Source organism: Xanthomonas sp. NCPPB 2933, from assembly GCF_056725225.1.
Genome location: NZ_CM161518.1, coordinates 4367365 through 4384241, shown reverse-complemented (window position 1 = coordinate 4384241; position 16877 = coordinate 4367365). Strand labels below are relative to the sequence as shown.

The 16877-nt window shown below is 65.5% G+C and carries 15 protein-coding genes; 7 read left to right on the top strand and 8 right to left on the bottom strand.

Translation table 11 applies throughout. The annotated features are described in order from the left end of the window. Nucleotides 1–59: 59 nt before the first annotated feature. Nucleotides 60–1358 carry a NupC/NupG family nucleoside CNT transporter gene (locus tag AC1PLU_RS18475; protein WP_180314206.1) on the bottom strand — a complete coding sequence of 433 codons (1299 nt, stop codon included), beginning with the start codon at nt 1356–1358 and terminating at the stop codon, nt 60–62. Between the two features lie 752 nt (nt 1359–2110). Here AC1PLU_RS18475 and AC1PLU_RS18470 point away from each other — a divergent pair. The 5 genes from AC1PLU_RS18470 to AC1PLU_RS18450 all read left to right on the top strand — a co-directional run bounded on the left by AC1PLU_RS18470 (nt 2111) and on the right by AC1PLU_RS18450 (nt 7611). Continuing rightward, complete coding sequence (locus AC1PLU_RS18470; RefSeq protein WP_481106931.1) at nt 2111–3079, top strand: potassium channel beta subunit family protein; 969 nt, start codon at nt 2111–2113, stop codon at nt 3077–3079. A gap of 192 nt (nt 3080–3271) precedes the next feature. After that, nucleotides 3272–3511, top strand: coding sequence for a hemin uptake protein HemP (hemP, locus tag AC1PLU_RS18465; RefSeq protein WP_023902748.1), 240 nt, complete (start codon nt 3272–3274; stop codon nt 3509–3511). A gap of 277 nt (nt 3512–3788) precedes the next feature. Further along, nucleotides 3789–6020: a TonB-dependent hemoglobin/transferrin/lactoferrin family receptor gene (locus AC1PLU_RS18460; RefSeq protein WP_481106930.1), complete on the top strand. Its 2232-nt coding sequence runs from the start codon at nt 3789–3791 to the stop codon at nt 6018–6020. Between the two features lie 5 nt (nt 6021–6025). Beyond that, on the top strand, nt 6026–6658 hold the full coding sequence (locus AC1PLU_RS18455) for a Hemin transport protein (protein ID WP_481093493.1): 633 nt from the start codon (nt 6026–6028) through the stop codon (nt 6656–6658). Between the two features lie 29 nt (nt 6659–6687). Beyond that, nucleotides 6688–7611 carry a DUF6607 family protein gene (locus tag AC1PLU_RS18450; protein WP_481106929.1) on the top strand — a complete coding sequence of 308 codons (924 nt, stop codon included), beginning with the start codon at nt 6688–6690 and terminating at the stop codon, nt 7609–7611. 94 nt (nt 7612–7705) lie between these two features. Here AC1PLU_RS18450 and AC1PLU_RS18445 read toward each other — a convergent pair whose 3' ends face one another. The 7 genes from AC1PLU_RS18445 to AC1PLU_RS18415 form a co-directional block, all read right to left on the bottom strand. Further along, nucleotides 7706–8059, bottom strand: a complete 354-nt coding sequence (locus AC1PLU_RS18445; RefSeq protein WP_023902752.1) for a DMT family protein — start codon at nt 8057–8059, stop codon at nt 7706–7708. Nucleotides 8060–8143: 84 nt separating this feature from the next. After that, complete coding sequence (locus tag AC1PLU_RS18440) at nt 8144–9028, bottom strand: ABC transporter permease (protein ID WP_481106928.1); 885 nt, start codon at nt 9026–9028, stop codon at nt 8144–8146. Continuing rightward, nucleotides 9025–9864 carry an ABC transporter ATP-binding protein gene (locus tag AC1PLU_RS18435; RefSeq protein WP_115039825.1) on the bottom strand — a complete coding sequence of 280 codons (840 nt, stop codon included), beginning with the start codon at nt 9862–9864 and terminating at the stop codon, nt 9025–9027. The genes AC1PLU_RS18440 and AC1PLU_RS18435 overlap by 4 nt, the downstream gene beginning before the upstream one ends. Nucleotides 9865–9867: 3 nt before the next feature. Next, nucleotides 9868–10914 carry an ABC transporter substrate-binding protein gene (locus AC1PLU_RS18430; protein ID WP_481093490.1) on the bottom strand — a complete coding sequence of 349 codons (1047 nt, stop codon included), beginning with the start codon at nt 10912–10914 and terminating at the stop codon, nt 9868–9870. 84 nt (nt 10915–10998) lie between these two features. Beyond that, a complete protein-coding gene (locus AC1PLU_RS18425) occupies nt 10999–11916 on the bottom strand; it encodes a TauD/TfdA dioxygenase family protein (RefSeq protein ID WP_115039827.1) in 918 nt (305 codons plus the stop codon). Nucleotides 11917–12166: 250 nt separating this feature from the next. After that, nucleotides 12167–14650: an ABC transporter permease gene (locus AC1PLU_RS18420; protein WP_481106927.1), complete on the bottom strand. Its 2484-nt coding sequence runs from the start codon at nt 14648–14650 to the stop codon at nt 12167–12169. Beyond that, the gene (locus tag AC1PLU_RS18415; protein ID WP_115040279.1) at nt 14647–15246 is read right to left on the bottom strand and encodes an ATP-binding cassette domain-containing protein; all 600 of its coding nucleotides are present in this window, start codon (nt 15244–15246) and stop codon (nt 14647–14649) included. The genes AC1PLU_RS18420 and AC1PLU_RS18415 overlap by 4 nt, the downstream gene beginning before the upstream one ends. 109 nt (nt 15247–15355) lie before the next feature. Between AC1PLU_RS18415 and AC1PLU_RS18410 the strand changes: the two genes are divergently transcribed. Then, on the top strand, nt 15356–16024 hold the full coding sequence (locus tag AC1PLU_RS18410; protein ID WP_481093618.1) for an arylesterase: 669 nt from the start codon (nt 15356–15358) through the stop codon (nt 16022–16024). A 91-nt stretch (nt 16025–16115) separates the two neighbouring features. Further along, nucleotides 16116–16829: a response regulator transcription factor gene (locus AC1PLU_RS18405; RefSeq protein WP_002811889.1), complete on the top strand. Its 714-nt coding sequence runs from the start codon at nt 16116–16118 to the stop codon at nt 16827–16829. The last annotated feature ends 48 nt before the right edge of the window (nt 16830–16877 follow it).

The window sequence follows — 16877 nt, the reverse complement described above, 5'->3', positions numbered from 1 at the left end:
GACTGAATAAAACGTGGCGTGCGGCGATTAGACCGGCACACCGATGAACCCGCGCCACCTCAACCGAAATGCGAGAGCACGCCGGCAATGGTAGCGGTCATGAACGTTGCGATCGAACCGCCGAGCACCGCGCGCAGCCCGAACTTGGCCAGATCGTGACGGCGTTCCGGTGCCAGACCGCCGATGCCGCCGATCTGGATCGCGATCGAGCTGAAGTTGGCAAAGCCGCACAGCGCATACGTGGCAATCAGCCGGCCTTCGGCGCTCAGGCCCACGCCCGGCACTTCGCCCTTCACGATCCGCGACAGCTCGCTGTAGGCGACGAACTCGTTGATCACCACCTTCTGGCCGATCAGCGAACCGACCGTGGTCGCGTCCACCCATGGGGTACCGATCACCCAGGCGATCGGCGCCAGCACGTAGCCGAAGATTGTAGACAGGTTGGTCGGATGGCCCAGTGCCTTGGCGGCGCCGGTGACATCGCCCAACCAGGTCAGCGGTGCGTTGATCAACGCGATCAGCGCGATGAAAGCCAGCAGCATCGCGCCGATATTCAGCGCCAGCCGCAAGCCATCGCCGGCGCCGGCCGCAGCCGCATCGATGACATTGCTGGTGGTCTTTTCCACTTCCATCTTGACCGTGCCGCGGGTCAGCGGGGTGCCGGTTTCCGGCACCAGCAGCTTGGCCACCACCAAGGTGGCGGGCGCGGCCATGATGCTGGCGGCGAGCAGGTGCTTGGCGTAGAACGCCTGCTGCGCAGGGTCGCTGCCGCCGAGCATGCCGACGTACGCAGCCAGCACGCCACCGGCGATATGTGCCATGCCGCCGATCATCATCGTCAGCAGCTCGGACTGGGTCATCTTGGGGATGTACGGGCGCACCGTCAGCGGGGCTTCGGTCTGGCCAATGAACACGCTGGCGCACACGCTGGTGGTTTCCGCCCCCGACACGCGCATCACCTTGGTGATCGCCCAGGCCATCGCACGCACGATCACCTGCATCACGCCCAGGTGGTAGAGCACGCCCATCAGCGCGGAGAAGAAGATGATGGTGGGCAGCACCTGGAACGCAAAAATGAAGCCGTTGCTCTTGATGTCCATCAGGCTGCCGAAAATGAAGCTGGAGCCCTCATTGACGAAGCTCAGCACCCTCACGAAGCCCTGGCCTAGCCAGTCGAACACGTCGCGCCCGCCCGGCACCAGCAGCACCAGTGCGGCGAACGAAATCTGCAGCGCCAGACCGGTGGCGACCAGCTTCCAGTCGATCGCGCGGCGGTTGTTCGAAAACAGCCAGGTGATGCCGATGAGCACCGCCAGACCGAACAGGCCAAAGCCGATCCTTCCCAAACCTTCGACCATTCCATTCCCCGGCGCAGACGGCAAACCGAGAAGCCTAGAGCAGGGGGTGACGGTGGGCAAGGCGAGCGGTGTTCAGACGTTCCCCGTCAGCCCGCAACCGAGATGCAGCGGGCGCGGGTAGGGTGGAGTTGGCAAGCTGGTGAGTCACGCTTGCGCAAAGTAGGGCATGTGCCGAGTCGACTCGCCGGCCGTATGCCGCCAGCAAGGGCACGTTCCCAAGCACGATCAGCCAGCCAGACGCCGCCTTCCGGCAGCCGGCGGCCACAAATACGTTGTTCTTCCAGCCACCAACCACAATCGGTGGCGCTTGCGCGCGTACCGGCGTGGGACCTTATGCGGCATGGATGCCGCAGAAGAGCCTACATGGACGTACTTGCGGCGTGTCCCACGCCGGTACGCGTGCAAGCGCCCCGCAGTGACCGAGGCTTTCTCAAAAACCGGTCAGACGTCGCGGGTGGGAGCGGTAGATGCGCGGCGCCGCATCCGGGAGCGGGACACGCCGTGAATTCGTCCCTGGAGGCTCGGTGGCGGCATCCATGCCGCCACACGGTCCCGCCCCCGGATACGACACCGCGCTTCCACTCTTCGTGGCTGCTGATCGGAAAGCGATGCCTTCGGGCAAACAGCGTACCTGCGGATCCACAGTGATTATTAGGCCAGTACGACATGCCCTGTCGCCCCAGCAACCTCACGTCCTACACTGCGCACGCCGATCCGGGGCAGGGCGCCGCGGAGGTTGTTGGAGTCTGCCAATGCATTACCGTCGTCTGGGTTCCACCGGGCTGCAGCTGTCGGCCTTGTCGTTCGGGGCCTGGGTCACCTTCGGCAAGCAGATCGGGCGCAGCGAAGCGCGCAACCTGATTGCCGCCGCCTGGGACAACGGCATCAACTTTTTCGACAACGCCGAGGTCTATGCACGCGGCCGCGCCGAAGAAGTGATGGGCGATGTCATCGCCGACCTGCGCCTGCCGCGCGATGGCTATTGCGTCTCGAGCAAGGTGTTCTTCGGCGCGGTGGACAGCCCGCGCCCGACCCAGCGCGGACTCTCGCGCAAGCACATCACCGACGCCTGCCATGCCGCACTCAAGCGCCTGCGCGTGGAGTATCTGGATCTGTATTTCTGCCACCGGCCTGACCCGGAGACGCCCATCCAGGAAACCGTGCGCGCCATGGACGCACTGATCCGCCAGGGCAAGGTGCTGTACTGGGGCACCTCCGAATGGAGCGCCGAACAGTTGCGCGCCGCCATCGCCATCGCCGAGCAGGAGCATCTGCACGCCCCGTCGATGGAACAGCCGCAGTACAACCTGCTGCATCGCGACCGGCTGGAGCGCGAGTATGCCCCGCTATGCGAAGCCGGGCTGGGCACCACGATCTGGTCACCGCTGGCCTCGGGCCTGCTGACCGGCAAGTACAACGCCGGCGTGGACGCCGACACCCGCCTGGGCCAGCCGGGCAATCACTGGTTGCAGGACGAAGTGCTGGGTGCACCGGAGGCCCGCCGCCTGGAACGTGCCCGCGCGTTCTGCGCGCTGGCCGCCGAGTTGGGCCAGTCGCCCGCACGCCTGGCCATCGCCTGGTGCCTGCGCAATCCGCATGTATCCACGGTGATTCTCGGCGCCAGCCGCGTAGCGCAACTGGAAGAAAACCTCGGCGCGCTGGAAACGCTGACCAAGGTCGATGCAGCTGACTGGGCGCGGGTGGAAGAGGTCACGCGCTGAGAGGTGGGGTTGTTGATCCAACTGGGCGAGGTCGGCTCCGGCTGGAATGTGAGACGGCAGGCTTTTCATGACGGACGATGGAGCTGCGCCACGACCGCTGCGCACATCGATTGATAAATGCAATCGATATGGGGGTATTCATCTAAAGATCCAGGCATTCAAATGAGAATGGCTCTTGATCATTAAATGAGAATGGTTATTATTTGTCTGGCCAACCGACTGGAGATCCAGATCATGACCGCTCACCCCGTGCTGCTTCGCTCCGAACCGGTCAACCTGCGCGACCGCGCCGTCCCGCGCGCTGTCCCCGCAGAAGACGTCATCAGCAGCGAGGCGCTGCTCAAGGGCCGTCGCGAAGTGCTGATTCAGCATGGCGATCGCGTCTATCGCCTGCGCCATACCAGCAACGACAAGCTCATCCTGACTAAGTAACACCGCCGATAACCCGCTGCGCACCGCCAAGCGGGCACGGGCGGTGTCGAGATCGGCAGGTGCCCAGCATCAGCCGGACTCGTTCGCTCCCGCAGCCTGATTGCCGCGCACGATGTTCTAAGTCGCTTCACCCCACCGATGCCCGCTCGCGCAGGTATTGGAGCTGTCTGCCGCGGGCGTTGCCGCCGCCGCCCGCCACTTCATTATCTCCCCTCGGCTGCTGCACGCGGCGTCTGCCACAGCGCGCGCTGTCGGGGGTTCTTCTCGAAGGTCTCCGATGATCCGCCTGCATCCGCTGGTGGTCGCGCTGTCGCTGGCGCTGCCTGCTGTTCCGTTGTGTGCCCATGCTGCTGAACTCGACGGCAGCGGGGATGCCGCGCGTGAGGTGCACGACTTCAACCGGCTGCAGGTCACTGCTACGCGCACCCAGCGCGCCCTGGTCGATGTGCCGAGCACGGTGGATGTGATCGACCGCGAACAACTCGACAACCAACTGGTGCGCGAGCTCAAGGATCTGTTCCGTTACACGCCGGGCGTGTCGGTGACCAGTACCAGCGGCCGCTTCACCGGCGCCAACGGCATCCGCATCCGCGGGCTGGACGGCAACCGCGTGACGATCCTGGTCGACAACGTGCCAGTGTCGGATACCTTCAGTTTCGGCAGCTACCTCAACGCCAACCGCAATTTCGTCGATCTGGAAACGCTCAAGCGCGTCGAAGTGGTGCGCGGGCCGGCCAGCTCCTTGTACGGTTCCGATGCGCTGGGCGGCGTGGTGGCCTTCGTCACCAAGGACCCGGCCGATTATCTCAGCGCCGACAAGCACAGCTACGTCGGGCTGAAGTTCGGCTACGAGGGCGACTGGAATGGCCTGTTCGCCGGTGCCACCGGCGCGTTCGGCGGCGAGCGCTGGAGCGGCATGGTGGCGGTGAGTCACCGCCAGGGTCAGGAAGCGCAGAACCAGGGCGACAACCGTAGCCGCGATTTCACCCGCACCGCAGCCAATCCGCAGCGCATCGACGGCCGCAGCGTGCTCGCCAAACTCGTCTACGCGCCGAGCGCGCAGCAGCGCTTCAAGCTCACCGTGGAAGGTAACGAAGACTACGGCAGCATCGATGCGCTCACCGGTATCGACCCGCGTAACGCGATGGCCTCGCTGCGCATTCTGTCGCAGGAAGGGCGCGACCATCAGACCCGTGCGCGCGTCTCGCTGCGGCACGAGCTGGATGCACTGGAGTGGGCGCTCGCCGACGATCTGCAGTGGCAGTTGTATCGCCAGGACAGCAAAAGCCTGCAGCGTACCGATGAGTTGCGCGGCAACAACACGCGCCGCCACAACGAACACAATTTCGATCAGCGCGTGTACGGGCTGCTGGTCAACGCGCACAAGTCCATCGACACAGGCACGCTCAGCCACGACATCACTTACGGTCTGGATGGCACCTGGACCGACACCCGCGCCAAGCGCGACGGGTATTCGGTGAATCTGGCCAATGGCGTGGTGACCAACCGGGTCGGTCAGGACGTGTTCCCGGTGCGTGATTTCCCCAACAGCGAAACCACCAAGCTCGGGTTATACGCGCAGGACGAGATCCGCCTGTTCGACGGCAAGCTGTCGCTGACACCCGGCGTGCGCGTGGATTATTTCCGCCTCTCGCCACAGGTGGACGATATCTTCCGCGAAGACAATCCCGGCGTAGCCGCTGCGACCATCGACGAAACCCAGGTCTCGCCCAAGTTCGGTGCGGTGTGGCGGTTTTCGGACGCATGGTCGGCGTATGCCAATTACGCGCACGGCTTCCGCGCCCCGCCGTACAACGACGTCAATATCGGCTTCACCAATCTGCAGGCGCGCTACACCGCCATCGCCAATCCGGACCTGAAATCGGAGACCAGTCGCGGTGGCGAATTGGGGCTGCGCTTCAACGACGCGATCGGGTATCTGGGCGTCGCCGTGTACTACACCGACTACCGCAACTTCATCGAATCGTATGCGCCGGCCGGCTTCAACGCCGATGGGCTGATGCTGTTCCAGTCGCGCAACGTGGACGATGTGGTGATCAAGGGCGCCGAAGCACGCGCCGGTGTCGATCTGGGCGCGCTGGCGGGTTGGCAGGGCTGGTCGCTCAACAGCGCCGTCGCCTACTCGGAAGGCGACAATCTCACCGACGACACCCCGCTTAATTCGGTCGACCCGCTGCGTGGCACGCTCGGCGTGGCCTTCGACAGCGATGGCTGGGGCGCAGAGTTGATCGGCACGGTCGTTGCACGCAAACGCCGCCCGCAGCTGGACAGCTATTACACGCCGGCCGGCTACGCCACGCTGGATCTGATGGGGCATTGGGAATTTGCGCCCGGCGCCAAGGTCACCGCCGGCATCTTCAATCTGGCCGACCGCCGCTATGTGGACTGGAACGCGCTGCCCAACGGCACGCTGGCCAGCAGCACGGTGCTCGACCGCTTCACCGGCGCCGGGCGTACCGCCTCGGTCAGCCTGGCCGTGAGCTGGTAGCGGCCATGACCAGCGCCCGCCCACTGCCGCAGTTGTCGCATGCACGTGCCACCCGCGCCGCGCTGCCGCGTCCGCAGCAGCTGGCGGCACTGGGCACGGTGCTATGTCTGTATCGGCCCGCGCTGGGCAACGAGCTGGATGGCTGGCAGCACGCGGTGGATGCGGCGGCATGCCGGCAGGTCGACAGCGACGGCGTGCGCGAAAGCATCTGGTTCTTCGATGCCGAAGGACACTGCTGCTGGCGGATTTGTCTGTTGCCGGACAGCGATTTTTTGATCTGGGATCGCCTTGTCTCGCGCTTGCCGCCGCTGCCGATGGAAACCCATGAGCTCGGCGTCGGTGAGCGACTATGGCGGCGCCTGGCCGGGCGCATGCGCGGTGAGGCCTGGCGATTGAGCGCGCTGCGTTTGCAGACCGCAGCCACTCGCGAGCAACCGTTTGTCGCCAGCCTGGCGACAGTCTCGGCACTGGGCGCGGAAGTGGCCGCACGCCTGGCGCGCGAGGAGGGCATCGACGGACGCGTGGCGGTGGATGATTGCTGCTGCGCACGCGCTGCGGCCTTGCGCGCTGACTCCACCTCATCAAGCAATACTGATCCACCCGACATGACGACGTCGCTGGTGCGCTTGCGCCGCTGACGTTCCTGAGACCACCACCGAGAGTTCCGATGAGCCCACTGTTTCCCCGCTGTATCGCACTGACGCTGAGCCTGTTGCCGTTGATTGCCGCCGCCGACGCCCAGCGCGATCGCCAGAGCATCCTGGCGATGCAGGGCGAATACGCCGTGGACTTCGCCTTCGACGAAACCGTGCTGCTCAAGCCCGGTTACGAACGTGCCTCGGCCATGCGCAGCGGCGCCAGCGAAGTGGTCATCGTGGTCGAAGATTCACCGCGCAAAGTGGTGCTGCAGCACTTGTTGGTCGACGAAAAGAGCAAGTATGTGACCAAGCACTGGCGGCAGGACTGGATCTTCGAGGCGCCGCAGCGTTTCGAGTTCACTGCCGAGCAGACCTGGACGGTGCATGCATTGCCGGCAGCCGTCACGTCTGGCGCATGGACGCAATGCGTGTATGAAGTCAGCGATGCGCCCCGCTATTGCGGCACCGGTCGCTGGGACTATGCCGAGGGTCATCCCACCTGGACCAGCGATCTGAGCTGGCGCCCGTTGCCACGCCGCGAATACACCAAGCGTAGCGACTACAACGCGCTGTCGGTGATCAATCGCCACACGCTCACGCCCAACGGCTGGACCCACGAACAGTTCAACACCAAGGTGCTGCGCAAGCCCGATGGCAGCCAGGAGGCGATCGCGCGCGAGTTCGGCTTCAACGATTACCGCAAGACCACCGAGGTCGATTTCGCCCCGGCCTATGCTTACTGGAAAGGCACCCAGGGCTACTGGGCCAAGGTGCGCACGCGTTGGGCCAGGTTCCTGGACACGCCGCCCGGCCTGCATCTGAAGACCAAGCCGGACGGCATGGCGATGATCATGCCGATGTTCCAGCAGGCCGAGACCGTGCAGAAGGGCAAGCGGGTCAAGGACGCGCAACTCGATGCGGTGTTCGCGCAGTGGGTGGAACCGGCGAACTAGGCACCCGCATGTCGTAGGAGCGCGCTGGCGCGCGATTGAGGCTTTATCGGTAACGCCTCATCGCGCGCCAGCGCGCTCCCACGGGGCATTAGCCTTATTCCTTGAACATCAAGAACGCGGCCACCAGAATCAGACCGAACGCGGCCCAGTGATTCCATTTCAACGACTGGCCCAGGTAGAACGTCGAGAAGCCGGCGAACACCAGCAGCGTGATCACTTCCTGCATGCCCTTGAGCTGCGGGGCCGAATACACCGCGCTCCCGAGCCGGTTGCCCGGCACCTGCAGGCAGTATTCAAAAAACGCGATGCCCCAGCTGACCAGGATCGCGATCATCAACGGCGTGCTCTTGTACTTCAGATGCCCGTACCAGGCAAAGGTCATGAACACATTGCTGGCGAGCAACAGCAGGATCGGGTAGACGTAAGCAGTGAAGGGCGCGGTGGGCATGACGGCGGTCGGGGTGTGAGCGGGCCGGCAGCATAATCCAGCTCCGTTAAGCGCACGCGACCGTGCCGATGAGCCCGGTGCCGCCTAGCGCTGCATGCCCCAGCGGCGCACGGTCAGCCGCTCGATCGCCTGGAATACCACCCCTTCCACCAGCAGGCCCAGCACGATCACCATCGCCAGGCCGGCGAACACCCGATCCGTATACAGCTCGTTGCGGTTCTGGAAGATGTACCAGCCCAGACCGCCCTGGCCGGAGGTGGCCCCGAACACCAGCTCGGCGGCGATCAAGGTGCGCCAGGCGAACGCCCAGCCGATCTTCAGCCCGGACAGGATCGCCGGCAGCGCGGCCGGGATCAGCAGCTGCGCCACGTAACGCGGCCCACGCAGCCCGTAATTGCGCCCGGCCATGCGCAGCGTTTCCGGTACTGCCTGGAAGCCTGCATAGGTGGTCAGCGCCAGCGGCCACAGCACCGAATGCACCAGCACGAACACCAGGCTGCCGGTGCCCAGGCCGAACCACAGCAAGGCCAGCGGCAGCAGCGCGATGGCCGGCAGCGGATTGAACATGGCGGTCAGCGTGCCGAGCACGTCGCGGCCCCAGCGCGTGGAGGCGGCCAGTGCGGTCAGCACGAAGGCCAGCACCACGCCGAGCGCATAGCCCTGCGCCAGCACGCGCAGCGAAGCGCCCACGCGGCGCAGCAACTCGCCGGACAGCAGCCCGTCGTAGAACGCGCGTGCGGTCTGCAGCGCGCTTGGCAGCATCAGGTCGTCGCCAACCACGCGTGCGGCGATCTCCCATATGGCGACCAGCACCACCAGCACCAGCGCCTTGCGCAGCCACGGCGGCGCCTGCCAGCGCGTCGGCGCGGCGGTGGCGATCAATGCGGGGTCCAGCGGTTGTAGTGCACGTTCGTACTCGGGCCGCACCGGCGGGATCGGCGGCAGCGCGGTGGCGTCGCTACGGCTCATGGCAGCGCCTCGCGTTGACGCACGGCCGGGCGACGCAATGGTGCCACCTTGTCGTCGTCCAGGGTGTCGTCGGGCAAGTCGAAAAGCAGTCGATGAATCCGCTGCGCGGTCTGCTGAAACGCCACGCTGCCGGCACTCTGCGGCCCGAACGCATGCGCGTTGAGTTCGGCCCGCACCTGCCCCGGATGCGGCGACAACAGCAACACGCGATTGCCGACCACCAGGGCTTCTTCGATCGAGTGGGTGACGAACAGCAAGGTGAAGCGCGATTGCTCCCACAGCTCCAGCACCTGCTCCTGCATGCGCGAACGCGTCAATGCATCGAGTGCAGCGAAGGGCTCGTCCATCAGCAACACGCGCGGGCGCATCGCCAATGCGCGCGCGATCGCCACGCGTTGCTTCATGCCGCCGGACAAGGTGTGCGGATAGGCATCGGCAAAGGCGCTCAGACCGACCTGCGCCAGACTGTCGTCAGCACGTTCGCGCGCTTCGGCACGCGAGAGCTTGCGTGCCGCGCGCAGGCCGAACACCACGTTCTCGCGTACGGTTTTCCACGGCGCCAGTTGATCGAATTCCTGGAACACCACCACCCGGTCCGGCCCCGGCCCGGTGACCGCGTTGCCATCCAGACGGATCTGCCCCTCGCGCGGGGTCACAAAGCCGGCCACCGCCTTGAGCAAGGTGGATTTGCCGCAACCCGACGGCCCCAGCAGCACGAAGCGATCGGCTTCATGCACATCGAAACGCACGCGGTGGGTGGCACGCACCACGCGCTGCGCGGAGGCGTATTCCAGGCTGACGTGGTCGACTTGCAGCAATGGTGTCGGCGTGGGCATCGCTCAGCTCCCGCCCGCAATCAGCGGGTCGTCGAAGAAGTAGTCGCTCAGCTTGCTAGGCGTCTGCTTGATCGCGCCGCTGTGCTGCATGAACTTGCCCAGCCCCAGCGTGTTCTGCGGCACCACGGTGAACTGCACTTTCGGGTCCTTGAGGATCTGCAACACCAGCGCGCGGTCGATGCCTGAGCCATTGCGACGCAGAAAGATATCCGCCGCCTGTTCCGGGTGCGCGGTGACAAAACGTGCCGCCTGATCCAGCGCAGCGACGAAGGCGCGATAGGTCTTGGGATTGTCGCGGCGGAATTTTTCGGTGGCATACAGCACCGTCGCCGACGAGGGGCCGCCTTCGATCTCGTAGGAGCTGGTCACGATATGCGCGGCCGGGTTACGCGCCAGTTCCTGCTCCTGAAACGGTGGGCTGGCAAAGTGCGCGGTGATCTCGGTGCGACCACGGATGATCGCGGCGGCAGCATCCGGATGCGGCAATGCGACCTGCAGCGGATCCAGCTGATGCGTGCCCTTGTCGCCCCAACGTTGCTGCGAAGCGTGCTGCAGAAAACGCGACTGCACCGACACGCCGGTGGCCGGCACCGCAATCCGGTCCTGCGGGGTGAAATCGCCAATGGACTTGATGCGCGGATTGTTGCTGATCAGGTAATACGGAAAGTTACCCAGCGATGCCACGCCGCGCACGTTCTGGCGGCCATGCGTGCGGTCCCAGATGGTGAACAACGGCCCGACACCGGCACCGGCGATATCGATCGAACCGGTCAGCAAGGCATCGTTGACCGCCGCGCCACCGGACAACTGCAGGAACTGCACGTCGATGTCCACGCCAGCCGCCTTGCCCTGCTGCTCGATGAGTTTTTGATCCTGCGCCACGTCCAGCAGCAGATAGACGATGCCGAACTGTTTGGCAACGCGCAGTTTTCCTTCTGCCTGCGCATGCGCGCTGAGCAGCAGCGGTAACGCGGCGAGAAGCAGCAATGCAATACGCCGGGAGAAACGTCGGCGCTGCGGAGCTGCGTGAGAAGTGACGGTCAAACGCATGCGGCGCTCCAGTCGAGAGGGGAGGGAAGATGCGTGTCTCACCACGCGTTACGTGCCGTGAGACGCGCTCGAGGCAGCGCGTTTCTAGAACGGCGCATCGCCTTCGATGGTGGTGCGGTTGAGCCGACGGCGCAGGTGATCCGGCGTGCCGGCGGCAAGATGCATCACCGAGCGGTTGTCCCAGAACACCATGTCGTGCGGTTGCCAGCGATGCCGATACACCAATGCTTCGCGGGTGCTGTGTTCGAACAGAGCCTGCAGCAGCGCATCACTTTCGTCGTCGGGCAAGCCGACGATGCGAGTCGTGAAATGTTCGCTGACAAACAGCGCTTTCTGTCCTGTCTCCGGATGCGTGCGCACGATTGGATGCTGCACCGGTGTCACTTCGGCGATCTGTTCGGCCGTCAGCGCCGGACGCCACGGATTGCGCGCACGCAGCTCTTCGTACTTGGCCAGATAGCTGTGCTCGGCGCGCAGGTCCTGCACGGTGCGTTTGAGCGCATCGGGCAAGGTGTGCCAGGCCAGATGCTGATTGGCGAACAAGGTGTCGCCGCCTTCGCTGGGCAGCTCTTGCGCGTGCAGCAGCGAGCCCAGACTGGGCGTTTCCTTGTACGACAGGTCCGAGTGCCAGTAATGCCCGGCATCGCCCAGACCGATTGGTTCGCCGTTCTCCTTGATGTTGGACACCACCAGCACTTCCGGATGCCCACGCAACTGGAAATTGCGCAGCACATGGATCTGCAGCGGGCCGAAGCGACGGCTGAAATCGACCTGCTGCGCCGGGGTGATGCGTTGGTCGCGGAACACCAGCACGTGGTGGTCCAGATGCGCTTGATGGATACGCGCAAAGGTGTCCGCATCCAGCGGCTGCGACAGATCCAGGCCGATCACTTCGGCGCCCAGCGGGGCATCGAACGGCACGATCTGCACGCCGGAAGCTTGCACTGTGGAAACCGCATCGCGCGGGGTCTGCGCACGCGCGGCGGAAGTGACGCTGGCCATGACGGTGGCACCTCGACGGCAACGAAAGGCCGCCTGGGCCGGCGACCGGACAGACCACTCTAGGCAGTCGTGCCGCCGCTGCGAACGTACGATTGGCAACGTGCTTATGCGCTGCAGGTATATGCGACCCGGCATGACGGGCGACGCAGCTTGGCGCCACCCGATTCGAGCTCAACTGCTTTACGTCGATGAGTGTGTAGCAACGCAGCGAGCGCCGCCTGGGGCAGCGCAGTCGCTTTGTGGTGCACTCTTATTCCGCCCGCAACGCCAACGCCGGCGGCGTCGACAGGATGCGCCGGGTGCCCGACCAACCGGCCAACAGACTCAGTGCCAGGCCGAAGGCGCCGCCGATCAGCAGACGCGGCCAATCCGGCGTCAACGCGATTTCGAACGCCTGGCGCCCCACCACCGCGCCGATCACCGCCGCTGCGGTCACCGCCAGCGTTGCCGCCAGCAAGCCGAGCGCGCCGAATTCCACCAGCACCGCGCCACGCAGCTGCCCGCGCCGCGCGCCCAGCGTGCGCAGTACCGCGCTGTCGTAGCGACGCTCGCCTGCGGTGGCCTGCAACGCCGCCAGCAGCACCAGCACGCCGGCCAGCAGGCTGAAGCCCATCACCAGTTGCACCGCCTGCGCCACCTGGTCGATGACTTCGCGCACGCGGCCGAGGATGGCGTCGATATCCAGCACCGAGATGTTGGGATAGTCGCGGCTCAACGACGCCAGCTTGGGCGCATTGCCCGGTGGCAGATGGAAGCTGGAAATCAGGTTGTATGGCGCATCGCCGACGGAACCTTGATTGAGCAGCAAAAAGAAATTGACCCGGAACGAATCCCAGTCGGCCTTGCGGATGCTGGTAACGGTGAAGCTGCGCTGCTGCTCGCCCAGCAGCAAGGTGATGCGGTCGCCGAGTTTGAGCTGATACCGCTGCGCCCAGCCTTCTTCCACCGAGGCCTCCGGCGCAGTGCTGTCGGCGGCCCAGAATTTGCCTTCCAGCAAGGTATTTGCGGGGGGGAATGCATGCCGCCAGGAGAAATTGACCGGGCGGTTGTCGCCGTCGCCATTGTCCTGTGGATCGCGGTCGCCGCGCGCAGGCGGTTTGTCGTTGATCGCCACCAGACGCCCGGTCGAAAACGGCTCCACGGCCGCATCGTTGACGCCCAAGCCGCGTAGCGTCTGCAGCACCGGCGCGGTTTGTTCGGGCTGGATATTCATCAGGAAGTAGTTGGGCGTATCCACCGGCAGACGCTCGCGCCATTGCCCCAGCAATCCGGGGCCGACCACCGCCAGCAGCAATAGCGCGCAAAGCGACAGCGACAGCCCGACCAGTTGCACAACGCTCAGGCCACGCCGCCGCGTCAGCGAGGCCAAGCCCAACTTCCAGGCGCCACGCAGGCGATGCTGGATCGGCCGCAACAACGTGAGCAGCCCGAGCCCCAGGGCCATCGCCACCAGCGCCAATGCAGCCAGCCCGCCCAGCACCCAGCCGGCCAGCACCAGATTGCCGGTGGCATAGACGGTCAGCGCCAGCGTGGCCGCCAACGCAGCGGCGTAGACCAGCAACGAGCTCGGCGGTACTGCGGCGAAGCTGCGGTTGAGCACGCGCATCGGCGGCACGTTGCGCAGCCGCAGCAGCGGCGGCAGGCCGAAGCCCAGCAACAGCACCAAGCCGATGCCTGCGCCCGCCAGGGCAGGGGTGGCCTGCGGCAGCGGCAGCCGGTTCGGGATCAGGCTACCCAGCGCCTGCACCAGGCCTTCCTGCGCGAGCATGCCCAGGCCGATCCCGACCAGGCAGGCCGGGATCGCGGTCAACAGCAATTGCAGCGACAGCATCGCCAGGATGTCGCGCTGGCGTGCGCCCAGGCAGCGCAACACGGCGACGGTGTCGATGCGGCGCATCGCAAACCGGTTGGCCGCCAATGCGGTGGCCACGCCGGACAACAGCACCGCCAGCAGCGCCGACAAGGCCAGAAAGCGCCCGGCGCGGTCGAACGCCGCGCGCATGCCGCGCTGGGTGTCTTCGATGCCGACCAGACGGTATTCGCTGGCGCGTGGCTTCAACCAGGCGCGCAAGTCGGCGATGGCTTCCGGCGCACCGGAAAACATCAGCCGGTACGAAGCGCGACTGCCGGGGCCGAGTAGGCCGGCGCCGTCGATATCGGCGCGATTGACCAACAACGGCGGCGACAACTGCATCAGCTCGCCGGAGGCATCCGGTTCGGCACGCAGCACGCCGGCGATGGTGAGATGGCCGGCGCCGAATTCCAGCTGCTCGCCCACCCGCAGGCCCAGCGCCTCGAGCAGACGCGGGTCGGCATAGGCTTGCCCCGGCGGCGGTGCGCTGGCGACGTTGCCTTCCGTGCCAGTGCTGTCCTTGGAGACCAGCAACTGACCCCGCAGCGGGTAGCCAGCGCCGACGCCGCGGATGTTGGCCATCTGGCTGGATTCGCCATGGAACAACACGCTGGGGAAGCTGACCATGCGCGTGCTCTGCAGCCCGCGCCGCTGCGCTTCAGCAGCGAAGTCGGCCGGGATCTCCTGGCGGCCGGTCACGCCCAGATCGCCGCCGAGCACTTCGGCCGCGCTGGAGGTCAGCGCCAACGTCACCCGGTCGACCAGCGTGCCGACCGCCGTCATCACCGCCACGCCCAGCACCAGCGCTGCGAACACGGTCAGCAGATCGCCGGCCAGGAACTCGCGGCGCACCGCACGCGCGGCCTGTCGCAGCACATTCATGCGGCCGGACCGGTCTGAGCGTGCAGGCGGCCGCTGTCGATGCGGTAGATGTGATGGCAGCGCTGCGCCAGCGTCATGTCGTGGGTGACCAGCACCAGGGTGGTGTCGCTGGTGGCATTGAGCGCGAACAGCAGGTCGCTGATCTGCGCACCGGTGGTCTGATCGAGGCTGCCGGTGGGTTCGTCGGCGAACAGGATGCGTGGTTTGGCCACGAAGGCGCGTGCCAGCGCCACGCGTTGCTGCTCGCCGCCGGATAGCTGGCGCGGGTAGTGGCGCGCACGTGCGCTCAGGCCGACCGCCTCCAACACCTCGCGCACCCGTGCCGGATCTTCGCGCCCGGCCAGTTCCAGCGGTAGCGCGATGTTTTCTTCGGCGGTCAGTGCCGGCAGCAGATGGAAGCTCTGGAACACGAAGCCGACTTCGCGCGCGCGCAGGGCGGCACGGGCTTCTTCGTCGAGCTGGCCCAGGTCCTGGCCGGAGAGCGCGATGCTGCCGCGGCTGGGCAGGTCCAGCCCGGCAAGCAGGCCGAGCAGGGTGGTCTTGCCCGAACCGGATGCGCCGACAATGGCGATACTGTCGCCTTCACTGACCGTCAAGCTCACGTTGTCGAGGATGTGGAGTGTTCCCTCCGGTCCACTGACGGACTTGCCGACCTCGCGGACGTCGATGGCGGTGCGGGTGCTGGAGCGGGGGGCCAGACTGTCGATGAGGAATCTCCGAATGCGTGAAAGAACACTGCGATATGGCGGGCTGGTCCTGTGGCTGCTGACACTGTCCCTGCTTGCGCCGGGAATTGCCTCTGCCAAAAGTCCGGTGGCAACCGCACCGATCCTGGTCGTGGGCGACAGCTTGAGCGCTGCGCACAACATCCCGTTGCAGTCCGGCTGGGTCACCTTGTTGGACCAACGCCTGAAGCGTGACATGGCGACGCCACCGGCGGTCGTCAATGCCAGCATCAGTGGCGAAACCACGTCTGGCGCATTGACGCGACTGCCGGGCCTGCTTCAAAAGCACCACCCCGGCGTGGTGGTGATCGAACTCGGCGGCAATGATGCGCTGCGCGGCCTGACCCCGGCCCAGCTCAAGGGCAACCTGGAAAAGATGATCCAGCTCAGCCAGCAGGCCGGCGCAAAGGTGCTGCTGCTCGGTATCGATGTGCCGCCGAACTACGGCCCGGCCTACCGCGAACGCCTGAAGGCGACCTATGCTGACCTGTCCAGACAGTACAAAACCGCGCTGGTGCCGTTCTTCCTGGAAAAGGTCGCGCTACAGCCTGGGCTGATGCAGGCTGACGGCTTGCATCCGACCGCTGCGGCTCAGCCGAAGGTGCTGGAAACGGTCTTGCCGGCGCTGCGTCCACTGCTCGGTCGCTAGGCGTCGTCTGTCACAGAACGTCGCCGGTCCTTCACGCCCTTTCCACCGTCGATCCGGCATGTTTCACAAAGCTGAAGACCGAGGAAAGTCCATGCGTCAGACCAAGGAAACGTCCGGCCTCGTGCTGGTCGTCGAAGACAATCGCAATATCTCCGAAATGATCGGCGAGTACCTGGAAGGCCGTGGCTTCGAGGTCGACTATGCGCAGGACGGACTGGACGGTTACCGTCTGGCCGCCGAGAACAGCTACGACGTGGTCGTGCTGGATCTCATGCTGCCGCGCCTGGACGGCATCGAAGTGTGCCGCCGACTGCGCAACGACGCACGCAAGTCCACCCCGGTGCTGATGCTGACCGCCCGCGACACGCTGGACGACAAGCTCACCGGCTTGGGCTTCGGCGCCGACGATTACCTGACCAAGCCCTTCGCGATTCAGGAACTGGAAGCGCGCCTGCGTGCCCTGATCCGTCGCGAGCGCCGCCAGGTGGGTTCGGAAGTGCTCAAGGTCGCCGACCTGGTGCTCGATCCGGTCAGCATGCGCGCCACCCGTGCCGGCACCGAGCTGCAGCTCTCGCCGATCGGCCTGCGTCTGCTCACCATCCTGATGCGCGAATCGCCGCGTGTGGTCACCCGCCAGGAAATCGAGCGCGAGATCTGGGGCAATGGGTTGCCGGATTCGGACACCTTGCGCAGCCATCTGTACAACCTGCGCAAGATCATCGACAAGCCGTTCGATCGCCCCCTGCTGCACACCGTGCAAAGCGCCGGCTATCGCATCGCCGACATCGCCCAACCGATGGCCTGATGTCACTGGCCGGTCGCCTTCTGGCGGCCGGCTTTTCCTGTAGGCGCT

Bases quoted from the DNA above. Each gene is read 5' to 3' on its own strand.
- AC1PLU_RS18475 (WP_180314206.1), bottom strand. From the start codon at position 1,358: ATGGTCGAAGGTTTGGGAAGGATCGGCTTTGGCCTGTTCGGTCTGGCG.
- AC1PLU_RS18470 (WP_481106931.1), top strand. From the start codon at position 2,111: ATGCATTACCGTCGTCTGGGTTCCACCGGGCTGCAGCTGTCGGCCTTG.
- hemP (WP_023902748.1), top strand. From the start codon at position 3,272: ATGGTTATTATTTGTCTGGCCAACCGACTGGAGATCCAGATCATGACC.
- AC1PLU_RS18460 (WP_481106930.1), top strand. From the start codon at position 3,789: ATGATCCGCCTGCATCCGCTGGTGGTCGCGCTGTCGCTGGCGCTGCCT.
- AC1PLU_RS18455 (WP_481093493.1), top strand. From the start codon at position 6,026: ATGACCAGCGCCCGCCCACTGCCGCAGTTGTCGCATGCACGTGCCACC.
- AC1PLU_RS18450 (WP_481106929.1), top strand. From the start codon at position 6,688: ATGAGCCCACTGTTTCCCCGCTGTATCGCACTGACGCTGAGCCTGTTG.
- AC1PLU_RS18445 (WP_023902752.1), bottom strand. From the start codon at position 8,059: ATGCCCACCGCGCCCTTCACTGCTTACGTCTACCCGATCCTGCTGTTG.
- AC1PLU_RS18440 (WP_481106928.1), bottom strand. From the start codon at position 9,028: ATGAGCCGTAGCGACGCCACCGCGCTGCCGCCGATCCCGCCGGTGCGG.
- AC1PLU_RS18435 (WP_115039825.1), bottom strand. From the start codon at position 9,864: ATGCCCACGCCGACACCATTGCTGCAAGTCGACCACGTCAGCCTGGAA.
- AC1PLU_RS18430 (WP_481093490.1), bottom strand. From the start codon at position 10,914: ATGCGTTTGACCGTCACTTCTCACGCAGCTCCGCAGCGCCGACGTTTC.
- AC1PLU_RS18425 (WP_115039827.1), bottom strand. From the start codon at position 11,916: ATGGCCAGCGTCACTTCCGCCGCGCGTGCGCAGACCCCGCGCGATGCG.
- AC1PLU_RS18420 (WP_481106927.1), bottom strand. From the start codon at position 14,650: ATGAATGTGCTGCGACAGGCCGCGCGTGCGGTGCGCCGCGAGTTCCTG.
- AC1PLU_RS18410 (WP_481093618.1), top strand. From the start codon at position 15,356: ATGAGGAATCTCCGAATGCGTGAAAGAACACTGCGATATGGCGGGCTG.
- AC1PLU_RS18405 (WP_002811889.1), top strand. From the start codon at position 16,116: ATGCGTCAGACCAAGGAAACGTCCGGCCTCGTGCTGGTCGTCGAAGAC.